Origin of the sequence: Actinokineospora sp. NBRC 105648, from assembly GCF_030269645.1 — a bacterium.
Classification (GTDB): domain Bacteria; phylum Actinomycetota; class Actinomycetes; order Mycobacteriales; family Pseudonocardiaceae; genus Actinokineospora.
On record NZ_BSTR01000006.1, the window covers coordinates 14,639 to 35,110 of the forward strand.

General features: G+C 73.9%; 14 protein-coding genes. 11 read left to right on the forward strand and 3 right to left on the reverse strand.

What is annotated here, in order from left to right; all coding sequences use genetic code 11:
* Nucleotides 1–40: 40 nt before the first annotated feature.
* Nucleotides 41–1,204, reverse strand: coding sequence for an AI-2E family transporter (locus QSK30_RS07855; RefSeq protein WP_285500828.1), 1,164 nt, complete (start codon nt 1,202–1,204; stop codon nt 41–43).
* A 376-nt stretch (nt 1,205–1,580) separates the two neighbouring features.
* Between QSK30_RS07855 and QSK30_RS07860 the strand changes: the two genes are divergently transcribed.
* From QSK30_RS07860 to QSK30_RS07870, 3 genes are all read left to right on the forward strand, one after another.
* Nucleotides 1,581–2,603 (forward strand): acyl-CoA dehydrogenase family protein, encoded by a 1,023-nt coding sequence (locus QSK30_RS07860; protein ID WP_285500830.1) that lies wholly within the window; start codon nt 1,581–1,583, stop codon nt 2,601–2,603.
* 99 nt (nt 2,604–2,702) lie between these two features.
* Nucleotides 2,703–3,206, forward strand: a complete 504-nt coding sequence (gene msrA, locus QSK30_RS07865; protein ID WP_285500832.1) for a peptide-methionine (S)-S-oxide reductase MsrA — start codon at nt 2,703–2,705, stop codon at nt 3,204–3,206.
* 549 nt (nt 3,207–3,755) lie between these two features.
* The gene (locus QSK30_RS07870) at nt 3,756–4,328 is read left to right on the forward strand and encodes a hypothetical protein (protein ID WP_285500834.1); all 573 of its coding nucleotides are present in this window, start codon (nt 3,756–3,758) and stop codon (nt 4,326–4,328) included.
* A 156-nt stretch (nt 4,329–4,484) separates the two neighbouring features.
* Here the strand turns inward: QSK30_RS07870 and QSK30_RS07875 are convergent, their stop codons facing one another.
* Both QSK30_RS07875 and QSK30_RS07880 read right to left on the reverse strand, forming a co-directional pair.
* Nucleotides 4,485–5,930, reverse strand: a complete 1,446-nt coding sequence (locus QSK30_RS07875) for an MATE family efflux transporter (protein WP_285500836.1) — start codon at nt 5,928–5,930, stop codon at nt 4,485–4,487.
* 92 nt (nt 5,931–6,022) lie between these two features.
* Entirely contained in the window at nt 6,023–6,463 is a 441-nt protein-coding gene (locus tag QSK30_RS07880) for a MarR family winged helix-turn-helix transcriptional regulator (RefSeq protein WP_285500838.1), read from the reverse strand.
* A gap of 106 nt (nt 6,464–6,569) precedes the next feature.
* Here QSK30_RS07880 and ligA point away from each other — a divergent pair, with 106 nt between their 5' ends.
* The 8 genes from ligA (at nt 6,570) to QSK30_RS07925 (ending at nt 20,411) form a co-directional block, all read left to right on the forward strand.
* Nucleotides 6,570–8,564, forward strand: coding sequence for an NAD-dependent DNA ligase LigA (gene ligA / locus QSK30_RS07885; protein ID WP_285500840.1), 1,995 nt, complete (start codon nt 6,570–6,572; stop codon nt 8,562–8,564).
* Nucleotides 8,565–9,015: 451 nt separating this feature from the next.
* Nucleotides 9,016–11,964, forward strand: coding sequence for an AfsR/SARP family transcriptional regulator (locus QSK30_RS07890; protein ID WP_285500842.1), 2,949 nt, complete (start codon nt 9,016–9,018; stop codon nt 11,962–11,964).
* Nucleotides 11,965–12,287: 323 nt separating this feature from the next.
* Nucleotides 12,288–13,577 carry a helix-turn-helix domain-containing protein gene (locus tag QSK30_RS07895; RefSeq protein WP_285500844.1) on the forward strand — a complete coding sequence of 430 codons (1,290 nt, stop codon included), beginning with the start codon at nt 12,288–12,290 and terminating at the stop codon, nt 13,575–13,577.
* Nucleotides 13,574–15,052, forward strand: coding sequence for a lyase family protein (locus QSK30_RS07900; protein WP_285500846.1), 1,479 nt, complete (start codon nt 13,574–13,576; stop codon nt 15,050–15,052). Before QSK30_RS07895 ends, QSK30_RS07900 begins: the two co-directional genes overlap by 4 nt.
* Nucleotides 15,049–16,296: an ATP-grasp domain-containing protein gene (locus QSK30_RS07905; RefSeq protein ID WP_285500848.1), complete on the forward strand. Its 1,248-nt coding sequence runs from the start codon at nt 15,049–15,051 to the stop codon at nt 16,294–16,296. The genes QSK30_RS07900 and QSK30_RS07905 overlap by 4 nt, the downstream gene beginning before the upstream one ends.
* A 97-nt stretch (nt 16,297–16,393) precedes the next feature.
* On the forward strand, nt 16,394–16,828 hold the full coding sequence (locus QSK30_RS07910) for a cobalamin B12-binding domain-containing protein (RefSeq protein ID WP_285500849.1): 435 nt from the start codon (nt 16,394–16,396) through the stop codon (nt 16,826–16,828).
* A complete protein-coding gene (locus tag QSK30_RS36805; RefSeq protein ID WP_352231554.1) occupies nt 16,825–19,128 on the forward strand; it encodes an amino acid--tRNA ligase-related protein in 2,304 nt (767 codons plus the stop codon). Before QSK30_RS07910 ends, QSK30_RS36805 begins: the two co-directional genes overlap by 4 nt.
* Complete coding sequence (locus QSK30_RS07925; protein WP_285500851.1) at nt 19,125–20,411, forward strand: glutamate synthase-related protein; 1,287 nt, start codon at nt 19,125–19,127, stop codon at nt 20,409–20,411. The genes QSK30_RS36805 and QSK30_RS07925 overlap by 4 nt, the downstream gene beginning before the upstream one ends.
* Nucleotides 20,412–20,472: the final 61 nt, after the last annotated feature.

Here is a 20,472-nt window from a genome sequence, read left to right on the forward strand (position 1 = left end):
TGCGGGCGACTGTCCTCTTAGGACATACCGGTGCGGGCGCTCAGGCGCGGTCCAGTCGTGGGTAGAGCACCTCCTCGGCGACCAGCAGCACGGCGGCGGCGACGGGGATGGCCACCAGCGCGCCGACCACGCCGAGCAGGGCGCCGCCGAGGATGACGGCCAGCACGGTCACCAGGGCGGGGACCTTGACCGCGTTGCCGATGATCCTGGGCACCAGGACGTAGTCCTCGACGAGGCGGTAGAGGACGAAGAACCCGATCGTCGCCAGGCACACCGGGCCGGACACGGTCAGCGCGACCAGGCTGGCGACGGCGCCGCCGATGATCGAGCCGATGACGGGCACCAGGTCCAGCACGGCGACGGCGATGGCGAGCAGCAGCGCGAAGGGGACGTTGAAGACCAGCAGCCAGATCAGCGTGGTCGCCCCCGCGATCACCGAGATCACCACGTTGCCGAGCACGTAGCCGCCGACCTTGGCCGAGATCGCGTCGCCGATCAGGATGGCGCGGGGGCGGCGGGAGTTCGGCACCAGGCGGTAGAGCGCGACCCGGATCCGCGGCAGGTCCACCACGAAGTAGATCGTCAGCACGATCAGGATGAGCAGGTCGCTGACCGCGCCGAACACGGCGAGGCCCGCGTCCAGCAGCCCGGCGCCGCCGCTGAGCGAGTCCTCGACCGCCTGCCGCAGGTGGAAGCGGTCGTTGAGCTTGCCCAGCCACGAGCTGTTGTCCTGGGCCTGCTGGAGGTACTCCGGTGCCCGCTGGACCAGTTGGGTCGCCTGTTCCACCACCACCGGGATGGCCGCGGCGAGGAACCCGCCGATCACCGCCGCGACGCCCAGGAACACCGTGGTGACCGCCAGCCAGCGGGGCAGGCGGTGCCGGACCAGCCAGGACACCAGCGGCTCCAGGCCCACGGCGATGAACAGGGCGACCCCGACCAGCAGCAGCATCTCCCGCAGCCCGGTCAGCACCAGCACCAGGCCGTAGGTCACCGCCACCCCGGCCGCGGCGTAGAGCCCGATCAGGAACGGCGAGCGGCGGTCGAACCGCTTGCCGATCGTTCCCAGCGGCCGGTCCGAGTCGCTGATCCGGGCCGCCTCGGCCTCGGCGTCGGCGACCGGGCCCTCGGCGGTGGCGTCGTGCGGTTGGCCGACCTGGTCGTGGTGGGCGTGGTCGGCATCCGAGTCTGCGAACGAGGACATGGTCGCGGTCCTGACTCCACGAGGCACCTGAGCGGCACCTGGTGTCGGCAGGGTAGTCAGCGGGCGGCCGGGCGAAACCTCGCCGAGGTCGGACGATCATTCCGGCGGGCGACTGCCCAGCCGGGCCCGGGCTCGCCGCCTGCCGCCCGATGAGTTCCGCCACCGCGCTCGGCAGCGTCGTCTCGAAGCTTCGCGGCGTTCTTGGCCGCGCACATGACGACCTCCGCGCCGATCGGGGATGCCGCGGGGCGGTGCCGCCCTGGGACCGCCGACCGGCAGTCCCGGTCGCGGCCGCTTGACTGTCCACACCAGACTGATCGGGTCTGGGGTGGCGTCGTCGCGACCCCAGCGAGCCGGGCCTGGGTAGCCTGGGTCCATGTCCGATCTGGTGGAGCGCGCCAAGGAGATCGCCGACGACGTGCTGTTCCCGGCCGCGGCGGCGGTGGACGCGAGCGGCCGGATCCCGGCGAGCCACTTCGAGCTGCTGGCCGCGGAGGGGTTCTACGGGCTGTCGGCGCCACCTGAGGTGGGTGGGCCGGGTCTGGGGTTGCCGGAAGTGGCCGAGATCCTCGAGGCGCTGGCGGGCGGCTGCCTGGCCACCACCTTCACCTGGGTCCAGCACCACGGCGTGGTCCTGGGCCTGGCCGCGGGGCAGGCGGCGGCGCGCGAGCGGTACCTGGCGGACGCGGTGCGCGGCGTGCTGCGTGGCGGGGTCGCGTTCGCGGGCGCGGTGCCGACGCCGCCCCGGCTGCGGGTGCGCCAGGTGTCCGACGGTGTTGTCTACGACGGCGAGGGCCCGTTCGTCAGCGGTTGGGGCATCGTCGACGTGCTCCAGATCTCGGGACGGGACGGCGACACCATCGTCCACAGCCTGATCGACGCCCGTCCGGCGGACGGCCTGACCGCCGAGCCGCTGGCGCTGATCGCCGCGCAGGCCACCAACACCGTCCGGTTGCGCTTCGACGGTTTCCACGTGCCTGCCGACCGCGTGCTGGCCACCGTCGACCACGCGACCTTCCTGGCCAACCAGACCGCTGGGTCGCGGCTGAACGGCTGCCTCGCCCTCGGCGTCGCCGAGCGCTGCCTGCGGTTGATCGAGGAGACGGGCGAGGACGAGGTGGTGGCCAGGCTCCGCGCGCAAGGGCAGTCCGTCCGCGACTGCTTGGACGCCGGACTGACCGACGCGGTGTCGCTGCTCGCCGCGCGCGCCGCGGGCAGCGAGTTCGCGCTGCGCGCCGCGTCGGCCCTGGTGGTCGCCACCGGTAGCGCCGCCGTGCAGGTCGGTCACCCCGCCGAACGCCTCCTGCGGGAGGCGACGTTCACCCTGGTCGCCGGGGGCAGGCCGCCGGTGCGGGCGGGCATCCTCGACCTGCTGAGCGCCTCGTCCGGGAGCGGGTGAGAGCGGTCGTCGGGATGAAGTGCGGGCCGTCCGGCGTTGGACAGTGCGTACCGAGCAGAACGAACGCGGATCGACCAGATCCGGGAACGGAGTGACCAGATGGCCCCGGTGACCGAGCGAGCCGTCCTCGCGGGCGGGTGTTTCTGGGGTGTGCAGGACCTGTTCCGCAAGCACCCGGGCGTCGTGTCCACCCGGGTGGGTTACACCGGCGGCGACGTCCCCAACGCCACTTACCGCAACCACCGCGGCCACGCCGAGGCGATCGAGGTCGTCTTCGACCCGGCCCGGCTGACCTACCGGCAGGTCCTGGCGTTCTTCTTCCAGATCCACGACCCGACGACGCGCGACCGCCAGGGCAACGACATCGGCAGCAGCTACCGCTCGGCGATCTTCTACGACACCGACGAGCAGAAGCGGGTCGCCGAGGCGACCATCGCCGAGGTCGACGCCTCGGGCAAGTGGCCGGGCCCGGTCGTCACCGAGGTCACCGCTGCGGGCGACTTCTGGCTGGCCGAGCCCGAGCACCAGGACTACCTGGAGCGCTACCCGGCCGGGTACACCTGCCACTACATCCGGCCCGAGTGGCGGCTCGGCGAGGTCTGAGCGCGGGAACCGGCGGCGTGCCGCTCGGGAGCGGTGGTCGAGGCGACCACCGACCCGGTCGGCGCGTGGCCGGGTCCAGCGGGCCGTCGGCTCGGCCACTGACCGTGGTGACTGAAGTAGGCGGCTATGGGGGAAATGTCGCACACACAGTCATTTGGCAGTTGCCGTTGGTAACCACCCGTGGGTACGGTCGGTGGGGCGCCCGAGGGCGCCTGCCCGCCGCGAGCGGGTGTTTCTCGACACCGGTGACCTGACGGCTGTGGTGGGCGCGGACGACTGAGCCGCGTCCGCTGATCGGGTGCGACGTGCGAACTGGGGAGTTCACGCTGGTGGGGTTCGGTCGGGCCGCGACGGGTTAGCCGAGGTGGGTCCGGCCGCTCGGCGCGTTCGCCGGGGCCGCGTGATCGACGGCGGGGTCGACCGGTGTCCGGTCGATACCGCACGTGGAGAGCTTTTCCTGGCGCAGCAGTCGACTCGGGGTCGATGGTCCCTTGTGGACAATCGACCGGACCGTCACCGGTGCTGCCGACGGAAGAAGGAGATCTCCAGGTGAAGAGGCTTTTTCGAACGGCGTCCGTGCTGGTCGCGGCGGTCGCGGCGCTGGTCGCCGGGAGCGTGGCGGCCCAGGCCGAGGCGACCGGCGCGGACCGGTTCGCCGCCCAGGGCAGGGCCGCCGGGCTGACCGCGGACCAGTCGGCCTGGTTGCGGGCCGAGGTCGACCACACGATCGCTGTGCTCGGCGGCAAGCAGGTCGGGCTCAACAAGGTCGACGTGGACGGGGCGGCGCAGGTGTCCATCGCGTTGCCGGGTGAGGCGCACCCGCGGGACTTCGCCGCCACCCGCGGCGCAGCGGCTGTCGTGGCGGCGTGCTCGCCGCGCGCCGCCTACGGGTACTTCTGCGCCTACTCGGACACGAACCTGCAGGGCAGCCAGATCGCCATGTACTCGTGCCGCCAGTACGAGATCCCGTGGGTCAGCGTCGGTTCGTGGCACAACAACCAGACCAGGGGCACGGTGGCCAAGTTCATGGTCCCGGAGGGGCCGGTCGTCCAGACCTCGGTGGCCCCGTCCGACGACTGGCTCTACGACTGGCAGCCGATCAAGTGGGTGCGCAACTGCTGACGGCCTGAGCCGGGCGGTGCCGGGTGCGGCGGGACAGTCCGCCGCACCCGGCACCGCCGCGCCCGCGGTCGTCTCAAGTGGACCAATCGGTCTGGACATCCCGTCCTGCCAACCGATCTCGGCCGCGGTGAGCCGCCGGCGGATCCGGTCCCGGGCTCAGGCCTCGGCGTGCTCCAGCACCTCCTCGGCGCGTTCCGGGCTGCCCTCGGCGAGGCCCTGGTCGATCGCGCGGCGGGAGGTGAGCCACAGCAGGACCCCGACGAGGAACACGATGACCTCGGTGACGGTCAGCGCCCAGATGATGCCCGCGAGGCCGAACCAGACGTTGCCCAGCAGCACGATCGGGATGAACAGGACACCCTGGGACACCGACATCACGATCGCCGCCACCGACCGGCCGGTCGCCTGCAACAGCGAGGTGATCAGGCCGGTGAAGCCGTTCACCACCATGGCCACGAGTTGGGCGGTGAGGATGGTGACACCGATCGCGAGGACCGAGTGGTCCGCCGAGAACGCGGTGAACACCTGCTCGCGGAACAGGAACACCGTCGTCGAGAAGACCAGGACGATGCCGCCGACGGTGATCGCGGAGACGCGCAGCGCCGAGGTGAGGCGGTCCCGGTCGCCCTTGCCGTAGGAGTAGGCGAGCAGCGGCAGCACGCCGATCGTGACGCCCATGACCAGGAACTCCGGGATCTGCGCGATGCGGACCGCGATGCCCATGGCGGCCAGGGCGTTGTCGCCGTAGGCGACCGCGAGGTTGTTGAGCACCAGCGAGGTGACGATGAGGAACGAGGACTGGAGCAGCTCGCCGACGCCGACGCCGAAGACCGGCTTGATGACGTCGGGCGCGAGCGTGAACCAGCGCGGCGCGAGGCTCACGTGCTCGCTGTGCCGGTGCAGCCACCAGGCGAAGTAGGCGACGACGCCGAGGTTCGACAGGCCCATCGCCAGCGCCGCGCCCGCGACGCCCCAGTGCAGCACCAGGATGAACAGCACGTCGAACACGACGTTCGCGATCGTGGACGCGATGAGCCCGACCATCACCTGGCGCGCGGCGCCCTCCGCCCGCACGATCTGCTCGAGGCAGAACGACGCGGCGAGCACGGGCACGAAGGCGAGCATGACGCCGATGTAGGCGCTGGTCGCGGGTGCGGCGGCGGCGTCCGCGCCGAGCAGCGACACGAGCGGGTCCAGCAGGAGCAGCCCGGCGCCGCCGAACACGGCCCCGGCGATCACCGAGCCCCAGACGGCGAACGACGAGACGTGCTTGATCTCGTCGGCGCGCGCGGGATCGCGCTCGGCGGCGCCGAGCAGTCGGGAGATCAGCGCCCCGCCGCCGACGCCGAACACGCCGCCGACCGCCATGACCAGGCCGAGGATCGGGGCGCCGAGGGTGATCGCGGCGAGCAGCGCGGTGTCGTGCAGCGAGCCGATGAAGCCCGCGTTGACGAGGTTGTAGACGGCGCCGACGATCATCGCGGCGGCCATCGGCACGCACAGGTGGATCAGGGCGCGGATGATCGGCGCGGCCGAGAGGTACCAGCGGTTGGTGCCGACGGCGTCCGCTTTCACCGGGGTTTCGAGGTTCGTGGTGCTCATGGCTGCTCCTTCTCCGGGCAGGTTCGAGCGCGCGCCGGCGAACGCCGGCACGGCGAGGGGTGTCTCAGGGGGCGCGGCTGGCCGCGCGGTGGTTACGGTCTGGTCGGTTGCGCCAGTTCCGCGGTGATCTTCGTGAGCAGGGCGTGCAGCGTGGCCCGCTCGTCCTCGTCCAGCGGGGCGAGGATCTTCTCGTCGGTGGCCGCCATCGCGGGGTCGAACCCGGCGATGAGCTCGACGCCCGCCTGCGTCGCGTAGACGCGCTTGCTGCGCTCGTCGCCGGGCTCAGTGCGCCGCTCGACGAGACCCCGGCGCTCGAGCCCCTGCAGCAGGCTCGAGACGCTCGCGGCGCTCGTGCGGGTCATCTGCGCGATGTCGCGCTGGATCGCACCGGGGTGGTCGACCAGGTAGCCGAGCGTGAACCCCTGCTCGAAGCTGAGCTCGCGCTCCCGGACCCAGTCCTCGGCGGCCTTGCGCTGGGCCCACATGATCCAGCGGACCAGTTCGAGGGCGGTGCTGAGCTTCGGTGCGTCCATGCTGAGAACTCTAACTGTAAGGGTTCTAACTGTCAACGATCGAACTGGTTGCCGGCCGCGCCTGAGCCCGGCCGGGGTGTCGTTGGCCAGCGGTAATGTCCTCGCCGTGAACGCGCAGGAACGGATCCAAGAGCTCGCCGACCGGGTGGTGGTGCTCCGCGACGCCTACTACCGGGGCTCGCCGCTGGTGGCCGACGCCGAGTACGACGCGGTCGAGGACGAGCTGCGGGGGCTGATCGCGGCCAACCCGGGGCTGGCGCCGGACCCGAACCCGCTGGACCAGGTCGGCGCGCCCGCGGTGCTGCATGCCCCGGTGCGGCACTCGCGGCCGATGCTCTCGTTGGAGAAGGCGACCACGCCCGAGCAGGTCACGGCGTTCTTCGCGCGTTTCCCCGGGCAGTCGGTGGTGGTGATGCCGAAGCTGGACGGGCTGTCGCTGGCGCTGGTCTACGAGGACGGACGGCTGGCCCGGGCGGTCACCCGCGGTGACGGCACCACCGGCGACGACGTCACCCCGCTGGTACGGGCGCTGGCCGACGGCGTGCCGGAGCGGGTCGACGCGCCGGGCCGGGTGGAGGTGCGCGGCGAGGCGGTGATGCTGCGCTCGACCTTCGCCGCCTACAACGCGGCGCACCCGGACAAGCCGCTGATCAACCCGCGCAACGCCGCCGCGGGCACCCTGCGGGCCAAGGACCCGGCCACGGTCGCGGGCCGCGAGCTGTTCTTCTTCGCCTTCGACCTCGACACCGCTGAGGCCGACACCGCCGACGCGGACTTGGAGCGGGGGTTGCGCGCGCTCGGGTTCAGCGTCGCCGACATGCGGCACTGCGCCGACGCGGCGGCCGCGCACGAGGTGATCACCGCGATCGAGACCGGGCGCGCCGGGCTGGACTACGACCTCGACGGCGCGGTGCTGCGGCTGGCCGACCGGGTCGCCTACGCCGCGGCCGGGACCCGGTCGAGCTCGCCGCGCGGGGCGCTGGCGTTCAAGTTCGCCGCCGAGGAGCGCACCACCGTGCTGGCGGACGTGGTCTGGGACGTCGGCAAGACCGGCAAGATCGCCCCGGTCGCGCACCTGGAGCCGGTGTTCGTCGGCGGCACCACGGTCACCAAGGCCACCCTGGCCAACCAGGAGGTGATCAAGGCCCGGGGCATCCGGATCGGCGACGTGGTCCTGGTCCGCCGGGCGGGCGACGTGATCCCGTTCGTCGCCGGGGTGCTCGACGAGTCCGCGCGCACCGGCGCGGAGCGGGAGATCGTGCCGCCGGTGGTGTGCCCGTCGTGCGGCCAGGCGGTGGTCGAGCAGGGCAACAGCCGGGAGCTGTTCTGCGTCAACCTCGGCTGCCCCGCGCAGACCGTGCGGCGGCTGGTGCACTGGGCCTCGCGGGCCGCGGCCGACATCGAGGCGGTCGGTCCGGTGTGGATCGAGCGGCTGGCCGAGGCGGGCCTGCTCGAGCAGCCGTCGGACTTCTACGCCCTGACCAGGGAGCAGCTGCTGGAGTTCGACCGGGTGGGCGAGGTCTCGGCCACCCGCATGGTCGACTCGATCGCGGCGAGCCGCGGCGTGGGGCTGCGCCGCGCGCTGATCGGGCTGGCGATCCCGAACGCCTCCGAGGGCACCGCCACCCGGCTGTGCCGCGCGGGGTTCGGGTCGCTGGAGGAGGTCGCCGACGCGGGGGAGGACCGTCTGGTCGAGGTGGAGGACATCGGCCCGAAGGTGGCGGCGTCGCTGCTCGAGCACCTGGGCAGGTTGCGCCCGGAGCTCGAGCGCCTGCGCGACCGCGGGGTGTCGCTGGACGTGCGCGCGGAGGACCTGCCGCCGGTGGTCGCCTCGGACGCGCCGCTGGCGGGCAAGACGGTGGTGGTCACCGGGGCGATCAACGACCCCCGCTCGGGCGAGAAGGTCCCCAGGCCGACGTTCCAGCGGCTCTGCGAGAAGGCCGGGGCGACGACCGCGTCCTCGGTCTCGGCCAACACCGACCTGCTCATCACCGGCGCCGACGTCGGCGCGAGCAAGCTGACCAAGGCCGAGAAGCTCGGCGTCGAGGTGGTGGACCAGGGCGAGATCTGGCAGCGGCTGATCGCGGCCAAGATCGTGTGAGGGGTCTCCCGCCGCGGTGACCACTTGGGTGTGACCCCGGTGCGTCGGTCGTGGACCCGCGCCGGGCGGTCCACACCAGACGGGGTGTCGCGGACCGACCGACCCCGCGGGGCTCGGCCTGGGCCCACCCCGCCGCCCGCTCCCGGTTGCCCGGCCGCCGATCGCGCCGGACTTCTGATACCGCAATTCCGACAGAGTGGCGAGTTCCGGTAAATGGGGACAACAGGGTGTCACCGGATTAGCGGTTCTACCGCCGATCGGCGGCAATTGCCCGCGCCGTCTTCACTCGCTCGGACCATGGGTCGCTCGCCGCCGGTTGATATCCTTTCCTATTCGCCGGAATCGCAGGTCACGGTTGTGCCCGGTCGGCGAGTATCAGGTATTTGGTGATGGCCTCGCGGCAGCAATCTGCTTACAGTGAAACCGACGCCGCCGTCCACAGGGGGAGCGAGTGAGCCCGAGCCAGGGGGTGCCCGCCGCGGTGCCGGACTACCGGATCCTGGGTCCGCTTGAGGTCGGCACGGGCGCGACCACCCGGCTGCGGGTGGCGCCGGGGCGACAGCAGGTGGTCCTGGGCGCGCTGCTGCTGGAGCCGAACCGGGTCGTCAGCATCGCGCAACTGGTCGACACCGTCTGGTACGAGGACCCGCCCGCGACCGCGCGCACCCAGGTGCAGATCTGCGTGTCCTCGCTGCGCGCGAAATTGGCCGAGGCCGAGTGCGGGGCGACCATCATCACCCGTTCGCCGGGCTATCTCCTGCGCGTCGAGGAGGACCGGGTCGACCACCACCGGTTCGTCGTGCTGGTTTCCGAGGCGACCGCGTTGACCGCCGCGGCGAAATGGGCGGAGGCGGCCGCGGTGCTGCGGTCGGCCGACGCGCTGTGGCGGGGGCCCGCGCTGTCCGGGATCCCCAGCCGCATCCTGCAGGTCCGGGCGGGCCAGCTCGACGAGAGCAGGCTCAACGCCGTCGAGTCGCGGTTCGACCTGGAGCTGCGCCTGGGCCGGCACCACCAGCTCGTCGGCGAGGTCGCCGCGCTGCTCAACGAGCACCCGCTGCGCGAGCGCGCCCGCGGCCAGCTGATGCTCGCGCTGCACCGCGCGGGCCGCCAGAGCGAGGCGCTGCGGGTCTACCGCGACGGTCGCGAGCTGCTGGTGGAGCAGTTCGGCCTGGAGCCGGGCGACGAGCTCCGCAGGCTGGAGCGGGCCATCCTGGCCGACGACGACACCCTGCGCGTCGTCCCGGTCGGCCGGACCGTGTCCACCCGGGACGGCGCCGTGCGGATCGGCGTCCGGGTCGTCGACCCCGCCGAGTCCGCCGACCCCGCCGGGTCCGACCGGGACACCGCCGCGCCCGCGGCGGCCACACCGGACCGCGCGGTGCCCGCGGAGGTGCCGCTGCAGCTGCCCGGGGACATCGCCGACTTCGCCGGGCGCGCCGACCTGGTCGCGCGCACCGAGGGGCTGCTGCTGGCCGGCGCGGGCCGCGCGGCCACCCGGGTGGTCGTGCTGCTCGGCAAGCCCGGCATCGGCAAGTCCGCGCTCGCGGTGCACGTGGCCCACCGGCTGCCCGCCGCCGACTTCCCCGACGGGCAGCTCTACTGCGACCTCGGCGGGACCCGGGCCCGCGCGGTCGGCCCGGCCGAGGTGCTGGGCCGGTTCCTGCGCGCGCTGGGCGTGGCGGGCTCGTCGGTGCCCGACGCGCTCGACGAGCGCGCCGAGATGTACCGCAGCCTGCTCGCCCGCCGCCGGATGATCGTCCTGCTCGACGACGCCGCGGCCGAGACCCAGGTGCAGAACCTGTTGCCGGGCACCAGCGGCTGCGTCGTGCTGATCACCAGCCGGGCCCGGCTCACCGGGCTGGCCGGTGCCCGGCTGGTCGACGTGGAGGTGATGGACCCCGCCCAGGCCCACCGGCTGCTGACCACGGTGGTCGGTCAGGAGCGCGTCGACGCCGAGCCGGTGGCCGCCGCCGAGCTGATCGAGGTGGCCAGCGGGCTGCCGCTGGCGCTGCGCATCCTGGCCGCCCGGCTGGCCGCGCGGCCGAGCCGCTCGCTGGGCTGGATGGTGCGGCGGCTGGTCGACGAGCACCGCAGGCTCGACGAGCTGGCCCACGGCGACCTGGCCGTGCGGGCGAGCGTGGCGCTGAGCTACGACAGCCTGCCGCCCGACGCCCGCAGGCTGGTGCGCAGGCTCAGCGTGCTCGACGTGACGAGCTTCCCGGTGTGGGTGGCCGCCGCGCTGCTCGACGACGACTCCCCGCGCACCGCCGACCTGCTGGAGCTGCTGGTCGACGAGCAGATGCTGGAGGCGGCCGAGGACGCTGGCGGGCTGCGCTACCGGTTCCACAACCTGATCCGGCTCTTCGCCCGGGAACGCCTGGAGGCCACCGAGACCCAGGGCGAGCGCCGCCGCGCGGTCAGCCGGGTCGCCGACGGCTGGCTCGCCCTCGCGGGCGCGGCGCACCGGCGCGTCTACGGTGGCGACTACGCGATCCTGCGCGGCGTCGAGCCGCGCTGGGTGCCCGCGCCGGAGTACCTCGACCAGGTGCGCGCCGATCCGTTGGGGTGGCTGGAATCCGAGCGCGCGACGCTGTGCGCGGCGGTGGAGCTGACGGCGGCCGCCGGGCTCGACGAGACCTGCTGCGAGCTGGCGATCACCCTGGTGACCCTGTTCGAGTCCGGCTGCCACTTCGAGGACTGGGAGCACACGCACCGGCGCGCGCTGGAGGTGGCCGAGGCGGCGGGCAACCGGCGCGGGCTCGCCGTGCTGCGCTGCTCGCTGGCCTCGCTGCACCTGAGCCGGGGCAGGCTCTCGGCGGCCCAGGAGCTGCTGGAGCCGGTGCTGGTGGAGTTCACCGACCTGCGCGACGTGCACGGCCAGGCCATGGCCCGCCGGAACCTGGCGCTGGTCGACCACCTGCGCGGCGACCTCGACCCGGCGCTGATGGGCTACCGGGTGGCGCTGGGCCAGTTCCGCGCCGCGGGCGACCCGGTCGGCCAGGCGCACGTGCTCTGCCAGATCGCCCAGCTCGATCTCGACGCCGAGCAGCTGCCCGACGCGGAGGCGAACCTGTTGGCGGCGCTGGAGATCTGCGGCCGGGTCGGCAGCGGGCGGGTCGAGGTGCAGGTGCGCTACCGGTTGAGCGGGCTGCTGGTCGCGCAGGGCCACTTCGACCAGGCGGACGCGGAGCTGGCCGAGGTGCTGGCCGCCGTGCGGTCCACCGGGGACGTGGTCGGCGAGGGCCGGGTGCTGCACCGGCTGGGGACGGTCAAGGCGCTGCTGGGGCGGACCGACGAGGCGGTCGCCGTGCTCACCGACGCACTGGCGCTGCGGGAGCGGACGATGGATCTCAGCGGTGCGGCCGAGATCCGCAAGGAGCTGGCCAAGCTCACCGGGTGAGCCCGCGGTGGCGGCTCAGCCGCCCCACGGGGTGTCGCCGAGGTTGGTCCGGGCGGCGCCCCGGCCGATGGCGGTGACTGCGGTGCCGGTGGTGAGCGCGGTGGTGGCGGTCATCGGATTCCCCTTTTCCCCGGGTCGGTATTCGCTGTCCGACCGTCTGTGCCAACAGTAGAAACGCCCGGCATCGCGGCGTTATCGCCAATGCGGCGGGCGCGGGCCCGCCCGCTTGGTCACGCGATAACGGGGTGATAAGCGCGTGCTGATGCTGGAGACACGGGGCGCCGCGACCTGGTTCGGCGTGGGAGAACGTGATGGGAAGTGAAATGCGCATACCGCACACGCGTCGGGAATTCGGCGAATTGCTCAGGGTCCACCGCATCCGCAGGGCCGCCACCCAGCACCAGCTGGCCGGGCTGTCCACGGTCAGCGTCCGGGCCATCCGCGACCTCGAGCTCGGCAAGGCGCACCGGCCGCGCCGCGACACCGTGCGGCTGCTCGCCGACGGTCTCGGGCTGACCGGGCGGGAGCGGGTGGAGTTCGAGACCGCCTCGGCCGCCCCCGGCTGGGCCACGCCCGCGCACGACCTCACCTCGGCCCCGCCGCCCGCGCCGCTGGACGCCGTCGTCGGCCGCGCCGCCGAGGTGGCCGTGCTCACCGAGCTGGCCCGCTCGGGCAGCCAGCGGCTGGTCACCGTGGTCGGCCTGCCCGGCGTGGGCAAGTCGCGGGCCGTGCTGGAGGTGGCGGGCGCGCTCGGCGACCTGCCCGTGCTGTGGAGCGCCGCGGCGGTCGCGCCCGCGCCGGACTCGCTGGCCGCCTTGGTCCGCACCGCGCTCGGCTCGTCCTTCCGCGGCCTGTCCCGGGGGGCCGACGTGGCCGCCGCGCACCTCGCCGAGCTGGTCGGCGACACCGCCGCGGTGCTCGTCCTGGACGGGTACGACCGCGACGACGTCGACCGCGACGCACTCCCCGAGCTGTTGCAGCGCTGCCCCGGCCTGCGGATCGTGCTCACCACCCGCACCCCGTGGGGGCTCGCGGGGGAGCGGGTGTTCCCACTGGGACCGCTCCCCGTGCCCGCCCTCGACGCCGATGGCGACCCGGTCGCCCTCGGGGCCGTCCCGGCGGTCCGGTTGCTCGTGTCGCACCTGTCGCGATTACAACCCGGGTTCGCCCTCACAGCCAACACCGCGACCGGCGTGGCCGCGCTCTGCCGCGCGCTCGACGGCATCCCCCTCGCGCTGGAGGCCGCCGCCGCCGCGTTGACCGTCTACCCCTTGGCCGCCCTGGCCGAGGAGCTGGCCGACGACCCGTTCGGCGTCGCGGGCGAGCAGCTCGACACCCACCTGCGCCGCGCGGTCGCCACCCTCGACCCGGCGGTCGCGGCGCTGCTGGCCCGGCTGGTCGGGCTGCGCGCGGGCTGGTCGATGGTCGACGCCGTGCGGGCCAGCGGGCTGCGCCCTGGTGCCTGCGCGCCGCTGGTGCGGGCACTGCTCGTGCGCGGCCTGGTGCGCTGCGCCGACGACACCGACCGGACCCGGTTCACCGTGCTGGGGCTCGTCGTCGCGCACCTCCGCGCCGCGGCCGCCCCGGTACTCACCGCCAAGGAGGCGATGTGACCACCACGCTCGACCCGGCCGCACGAGACCGTGCCACTCGGGAAAGCGCCGCACTCGAGACCGGGAGGCTCTCGACGGGCCTGCGGGCGCGCACCGCCGCCATGGTCTTCGGCACCACCCCGGCGGAGCTGGCGGCGGAACTGCGCCTGATCTCGACCGTCGACCTGGCGCACGTGGTCATGCTCGCCCGGCAGGACCTCCTCGACGCCGACACCGCCGGGTCGCTGCTGCGGGAGATCCGGGCGCTGCGCGCGGAGGACTTCGCTTCCCTGCACGGCGTGCCCGCCCCGCGCGGGGCGTACCTGATGTACGAGAACCAGCTCGCCGCCCGCCTCGGCGACGACGTCGGCGGCAAGCTCCACACTGGACGGTCGCGCAACGACCTCAAGGCCACCACGACGATCCTGGGCCTGCGCGCCTGGCTCACCGGGTTCCTCACCGAGGCGCTGCGGCTGGAGTCGGTGCTGCTGGGCCGGGCCAGGGCGCACCGCGAGGTCGTCATGCCGGTGTACACGCACTTCCAGGCGGCGATGCCGATCACCTACGGCCACTACCTGCTCGGCGTCGCGGTGGCGCTGGGCCGCGACCTCGACGCCGTGCTCGCCGCCGCCGAGGGCTTCTCCCGGTGTCCGATGGGCGCGTGCGCGGTGGCGGGCACCGACCTGCCGCTCGACCCCGCGCTCACCGCGCGCCTGCTCGGGTTCTCCGACGGTCCGGCGCACGCGGTCGACGCGGTCGCCAGCCGCGACGTCCTGCTGCGGGTGCTGGCCGCGGTCGCCGGGCTGGGCATCACGCTGAGCAGGCTCGGTACCGACCTGCAGCTGTGGAGCAGCGCGGAGTTCGGCCTGGTTGCCTTCCCCGACCGGCTCGTCGGCGGCAGCTCGGCGATGCCGCAGAAGCGCAACGCGTTCCTGCTCGAACACGTCAAGGCCAAGGCGGGCGCGGCGATCGGGGCCTGGACGGCCGCGGCGGCGATGACGAAGTCGACCCCGTTCACCAACACCATCGAGGTCGGCACCGAGGCCGTCGCCGCGGCCCGGCCGGGCTTGGCGGCGGTGGCCGGGGCGGTGCTGCTGTGCCAGGTCTTGGTCGGCGGCGCCACTCCGGTCGCCGATCGGATGAGCGAGCGGGCGGAACGCGGTTTCACCATGGCCACGGCAGCCGCGAACCGGTTGGTGCGCGCGGGGACCCCGTTCCGCGCCGCGCACCACGCCGTGGGCGCCGCAGTCCGTACCGCAGTAGCCACCGGCACAACAGACCTGGGCGACCTCGGGCTCCCCGCGAGCGCACTCCCCTCGGTGGTCGCCGAGACCGACCGGGGCGGTGGACCAGGCGCATTCGATTCGATCTTCGCCGAGGCCGCCGCGGCGGCCGCCGGGCGCGCCGCACTCGCCCGTGGGCACCGCGAAGCCTTGCTGGCGGCGGACTCCCACCTCGACGCCGAGGTCACCGCGCTCGCGGGCGGTGCCCGATGACCGCCTGGTTCGTGCTCGTCGAGAGCAACACCACCGGTTCCGGTCAGGTGTTCTGCGCCCGGGCCCGGGCGAGGGGGCTGCGGCCGATCGTGCTCACCGCCGCGCCCGGCCGCTACCCGTACCTGGACACCGACTCGGTCGACCGGCTGGTGGTCGACACCGGCGACGCCGCCGCGGTGCTGGCCGCGTGCCGGTCGCTGTCGCGGGTCGTGGGGATCACCTCCAGCTCCGAGTACTTCATCGCCACCGCGGCCGAGGTCGCCGCGGACCTCGGCCTGCCGGGACCCGACCCGGTGGCGGTGCGCTCGTGCCGGGACAAGGCGTGGCAGCGCGCCACCCTGGCCGGGGCGGGGATCGCGGTGCCCGGGTTCCGGGTCGTCACCACCGACGCGGTCGACGGCGTGCTCGCCGCGCGCGAGCTGGGTTTCCCGGTCGTGGTCAAGCCCGCCACCGGGTCCGGCTCGCTCGGGGTGCGGCTGTGCGCCGACGAGGACGAGGTGGCCCGCGCCGTCGGGGTCCTGCTCGCCATGACCACCGACGAGCGCGGCGCCCCGCGTGAGCCCGTGGTGCTGGTGGAGCGGTTCGCCCGCGGTAGGGAGTTCTCCGTGGAGACCGTGGGTGACACGGTCGCGGGCATCACCGGCAAACACCTTGGCGCGCAACCGTTCTTCGTGGAGACCGGGCACGACTTCCCCGCACGCGTGCGCGACACCGAGCGCGACGAGCTGGTCGAGACGACCCTCGCGGCGCTCAGCGCGCTCGGCGTCGGCTGGGGCGCGGCGCACACCGAGCTGCGGCTCACCCCGACCGGGCCGGTGCTGATCGAGGTGAACCCCCGGTTGGCGGGCGGCATGATCCCGGCGGTGGTCGCCGCCGCGACCGGGCTCGACCTGGTCGACGCCTGCGTGGCGCGCGCGTGCGGGGAACCGCCGCCGACCGCGGTGGGTGGTCCGGGGGCCGCGGCGATCCGGTTCGTGCTCGCCCGCGGGCCGGGCGTGGTCAGCGCCGTCAGCGGCCTGCGCGAGGCCGCCGCCCTGCCCGGGGTGGCCGCCGCGCGGGTCACGACCGCCGTCGGCGCGCGGCTCGGCGAGCCGACCGGTTCGTTCCAGGACCGGGTCGGCCACGTGATCACCACCGCGGCCACGGCCTCGACCGCCGCCGCGCGGGCGGAGGCCGCGCTCGCCGTCGTCGGGGTCGCCGTCTCCCGGGCCGCGCGCGCAGACGCCGTGCGGCTGCCGCGCTAACTGCCGGTCGGGGCGGCTGCCCGGACCTACCGTTCTCTTAGGACCGGAAACCCCGGGAACCCAAGCCGGACAACGACTCTTGTGAGCGTGGATGATGATGTCCCCACTGTCGGGGGAGCCGGTCGTGATCAGCGGCACCTCCTCGGACTCGCACACCTGGAACCTGGTCTACCTCCAGTTGCTCGTGCGGGAGATCGGCCACCCGGTGCTCAACCTGGGCCCGTGCGTGCCCGACGACCTGCTGGTCGCCGAGTGCGCGCGGGCGCGGCCGCGGCTGGTCGTGATCAGCACCGTCAACGGGCACGGGTTCACCGACGCCGTGCGGGTGGCGCCCCGGCTGCGGGCCCGCCCCGAGCTGGCGGGTACCCCGCTGGTGATCGGCGGCAAGCTCGGCATCCACGGCGACGACGGCACCGCGGCGGCGCGCCGGGACCAGCTCTTGGCGGCCGGTTTCGACCGCGTCTACGCCGAGACCGAGCTGGCCGCCTTCGCCGACGACCTCGCCCAGTTGCGCGCCAGGGTCGCGTCATGACCGCCGCGGCCGGGTCTTTCGGCGCGTTCGTCGCCCAGGCCAGGGCGGCCGGGCGGCTGGTGGTGCAGCCGAGGATGGGCTTCAGCGACACCGCGACCTCGCGGGCCGGGTTGCTGGCCACCAAGCGCGTCGCCGCGACCACCGTCGGCACCCTGACCATCGACAGCTACACCCGCGTCGGCGACGTCGCCGCGGCCGACCGCGCGCTCGCCGCGGGCGTGCCGCTCAACGGGTTCCCGATCGTCTCGCACGGCGCCGAGCGGACCGCGGCCGTCCTCGACGGCGTCCGCGACACCGGTTTCCCGGTGCAGGTGCGCCACGGTTCGGCGCGCCCGCAGGAGATCGTGCGCACCTCGCTGGCCGCCGGGCTCACCGCGACCGAGGGCGGGCCGGTGTCCTACTGCCTGCCCTACAGCCGGATGCCGCTGCGGGAGGCCGTCGGGCACTGGTCGCGCACGGCGGAGATCCTGGCCGCCGCGCCCGGCGGCGGCGCGCACGTGGAGACCTTCGGCGGGTGCATGCTCGGCCAGCTCTGCCCGCCCAGCATGCTCGTCGCGATCAGCGTGCTGGAGGGCCTGTTCTTCGCCCAGCACGGCCTGCGCAGCGTCTCGCTGAGCTACGCCCAGCAGGTCGACGAGGAGCAGGACGAGGAAGCCGTGCACGCGCTGCGCAGGCTGGCCGCCGAACTGCTGCCCGGGGTGGACTGGCACGTCGTGGTCTACACCTACATGGGCCTCTACCCGAAGACCCCGCACGGCGCGGCGGCCGTGCTGGAGGCCAGCGCCCGGCTGGCGGTGCGCTCCGGGGCCGCCCGGCTGATCGTCAAGACCGAGGCCGAGGCCTGGCGGATCCCGACCATCGCGGAGAACACCGCCGCGCTGCGGCTGGCCGCCGAGGTGGCCGCGGCCACCCGCTGGGCCGACGCCGACCCCGACCCGGCCGACACCACCGTGCACACCGAGGCCCGCGCGCTGGTCATGGCCGTGCTCGGGCTGGCCGACACCGTCGCCGAGGCGCTGCCCGAGGCCTTCCGCCTCGGCTACCTCGACGTGCCCTACTGCCTGCACCCGGACAACGCCGGCCGGGCCACCGGCGAGATCGACCCGACCGGGCGGCTGCGCTGGGCCGACACCGGCTCGCTGCCCTTCCGCGCCGGGCCCGCCACCGCGGGTCGCGGACCGACCTCCACCGGCCTGCTGGCCGCGCTCTCGCACCTGCAACGCCGCTACGACCGCGTGCCCGCCACCGCGGGCGCGGTCGACCGGCCCGTCCTGGGAGTACAGATGACCATCACCGCACCGGGTCCGACGACCACCCAACCCGGCTACCTGCCACCGTCGCCGCCCGAGCACCTGGCCTCGCCGGTAACCCGCGCCGCGCTGCGCGTGCAGCAGCAGGTGCTCACCGCCGCGAGGTCATTCCTCGCGGGCGAGGAGTTCATCGAGCTGCTGCCGCCGGTGATCGGCCCGGTGACCGACCCGGGCGTGCGCGGCTCCAAGCAGCTCGACGTGGACTACTACGGCCACCGCTACAAGCTGATGACCAGCGGCATCCTCTACAAGCAGGCGTCGCTGCTCGCCTTCGACAAGCTGTTCTTCATCGCCCCCAACGTGCGCGCCGAGCCGGTGGAGACCTGCAACACCCGCCGCCACCTCGCCGAGTTCCACCAGATCGATGTGGAGATCTCCGGCGGCACCCGGGCCGACGCGCGCAGGCTGGCCGAGCGGCTGCTGGTGCACGTCGTGCGGCACGTGCTGCGCACCGCGGGCGACGAGCTCACCGCGCTGGGCCGCGACCCGGTGGTCTTCGCCGAGCTGCTGCGCGAGCCGTTCGACGTGCTCACCCACACCGAGGCGGTGGCCGCGCTGCACGACCTGCAGTACCCGCAGAGCGCCGACGCCGAGATCGAGTGGGAGGGCGAGGAACTGCTCTCGCACAAGGCGCGCAGGCCGTTCTTCGTCACCGACTACCCCAAGGGCTCGCGCGGGTTCTACGACCGCGAGAACCCCGAGCGGCCCGGCACCCTGCGCAACTTCGACCTGATCGTGCCCGGCGGGTACGGCGAGCTGGTCAGCGGCAGCGAGCGCGAGTCCGACTACGCCACCATCGTCACCCGGATGCGGGAGACCGGGGAGAACCCGGCGAAGTACAAGTGGTACCTGGACATGGTCCGCGACGGCATCCCGGCCAGCGCCGGGTTCGGGATGGGCCTGGAGCGGCTCACCCGGTTCCTCACCGGGCTGGACTCGGTGTGGCAGGTCAACGCCTACCCCAAGGTCCCGGGTCTGGTGGCGCCGTGACGGTCCGGGCGCACGGCCTGCCGGAGGCCGCCATCCGGGACCGGGCCCGCTCCGGTGCCGCCGCGGTGTTCCCCGAGCTGTCGGGCTACGGTGAGCAGGTCTACGGGGAAGCACCCGATCGGTCCACTGTGGACGAACTGGACCGGACCCGGCTGGTGCCGCCGGTGTTCATGCCGCGCAGGCTGGAGAAGCTGATCGAGCTGGGCCGGGAACCGGTCTACTCCGATGTGGACACCCGCACCTCGGTCGGCGGGTTCACCGCCACCCTGCCGCTCTACCTCTCGGCCTTCGGCTCGACCCAGCTCGGCAGCGCCGGGCTGGGGGTGGCCGCGGCCCGGCAGGCGGGCGAGCTGGGCATCCCGATGGTGATCGGGGAGAACGTGGTGCCGGTCAACGGGTACGGCCGCGACACCGCCGACGCGGGCGCGGTGCTGCTGGCCCGGGTCCGGGCCTACCTGGAGCGCGTGCCCGACGACGTGGGCGGGGTGGTGGTGCAGCAGAGCACCGAGGACGCCGACGCCGAGGTGTGGAACCTGGTCTACAGCGACCCGGCCGTGGCGCCGCTGCTGGCCGCGGGCAGGCTCGCCTTCGAGCTGAAGGTGGGCCAGGGCGCCAAACCCGGGCTCGGCGGGATGACCGTGCTCGGCGCTGAGGCCGCCCGCCGGGTCGGTGACCAGTTCGCCCTCGCGGCGATCTTCGCCGACGACCGGGTGCTGCGCTCGAGCAGTCCGGGCACGTTCACCGACGAGATCCTGCGGCAGCAGATCCGCCTGATGCGCAACAACTTCCCGCGCGCCAGGGTGTGGGTGAAGCTGCCCGGCGCCCGGGACGTGGCCGCGGCCGCCGCGGTGGCCTGGGCGGCGGGCGCGGACGCGGTGACCGTCGACGGCGCCGAGGGCGGCAGCGGGTGGGCGCCGACGGCGTTCCTGGACACCGTCGGCCTCCCGCTCGCCGAGTGCCTGCGGCGGGTCGGCGTCCCGGGCGGCTGCCTGCTGGCCAGCGGCCGGGTGTGGGAGGGCGCGCGGGCGGTGAAGTGCCTGGCCCTGGGCGCCCGCGCGGTCGGCCTCGGTCGCGCGGCCCTGGTCGCGGTGGACGAGGACCCCGACCGCGGGCTGGTGCGGCTGGTCGAGGCGCTGGCCCTGGAGATCCGGTTGTTGACGAGCGCGCTGGGCAAGTACACGACCGGCGCGCTCGACGCCGACGACCTGTGGCTGCCGGGCACCCCGGCAACCGCCGACGTGCTGCCCACGCGGGTGCCCGACGCGGCCCCTGGGCTCGGCTAGTTTTCCACTACGGCTTCCACCGGCACGGTTTTCCTTGCCACAGCAGCGAAATCGCCCAGTT

Coding starts and splice junctions, on each gene's coding strand:
- msrA (WP_285500832.1), top strand. CDS start 2,703: ATGGCCCCGGTGACCGAGCGAGCCGTCCTCGCGGGCGGGTGTTTCTGG.
- QSK30_RS07860 (WP_285500830.1), top strand. CDS start 1,581: ATGTCCGATCTGGTGGAGCGCGCCAAGGAGATCGCCGACGACGTGCTG.
- QSK30_RS07910 (WP_285500849.1), top strand. CDS start 16,394: ATGTCCCCACTGTCGGGGGAGCCGGTCGTGATCAGCGGCACCTCCTCG.
- QSK30_RS36805 (WP_352231554.1), top strand. CDS start 16,825: ATGACCGCCGCGGCCGGGTCTTTCGGCGCGTTCGTCGCCCAGGCCAGG.
- QSK30_RS07855 (WP_285500828.1), bottom strand. CDS start 1,204: ATGTCCTCGTTCGCAGACTCGGATGCCGACCACGCCCACCACGACCAG.
- QSK30_RS07895 (WP_285500844.1), top strand. CDS start 12,288: ATGCGCATACCGCACACGCGTCGGGAATTCGGCGAATTGCTCAGGGTC.
- QSK30_RS07875 (WP_285500836.1), bottom strand. CDS start 5,930: ATGAGCACCACGAACCTCGAAACCCCGGTGAAAGCGGACGCCGTCGGC.
- QSK30_RS07880 (WP_285500838.1), bottom strand. CDS start 6,463: ATGGACGCACCGAAGCTCAGCACCGCCCTCGAACTGGTCCGCTGGATC.
- QSK30_RS07905 (WP_285500848.1), top strand. CDS start 15,049: ATGACCGCCTGGTTCGTGCTCGTCGAGAGCAACACCACCGGTTCCGGT.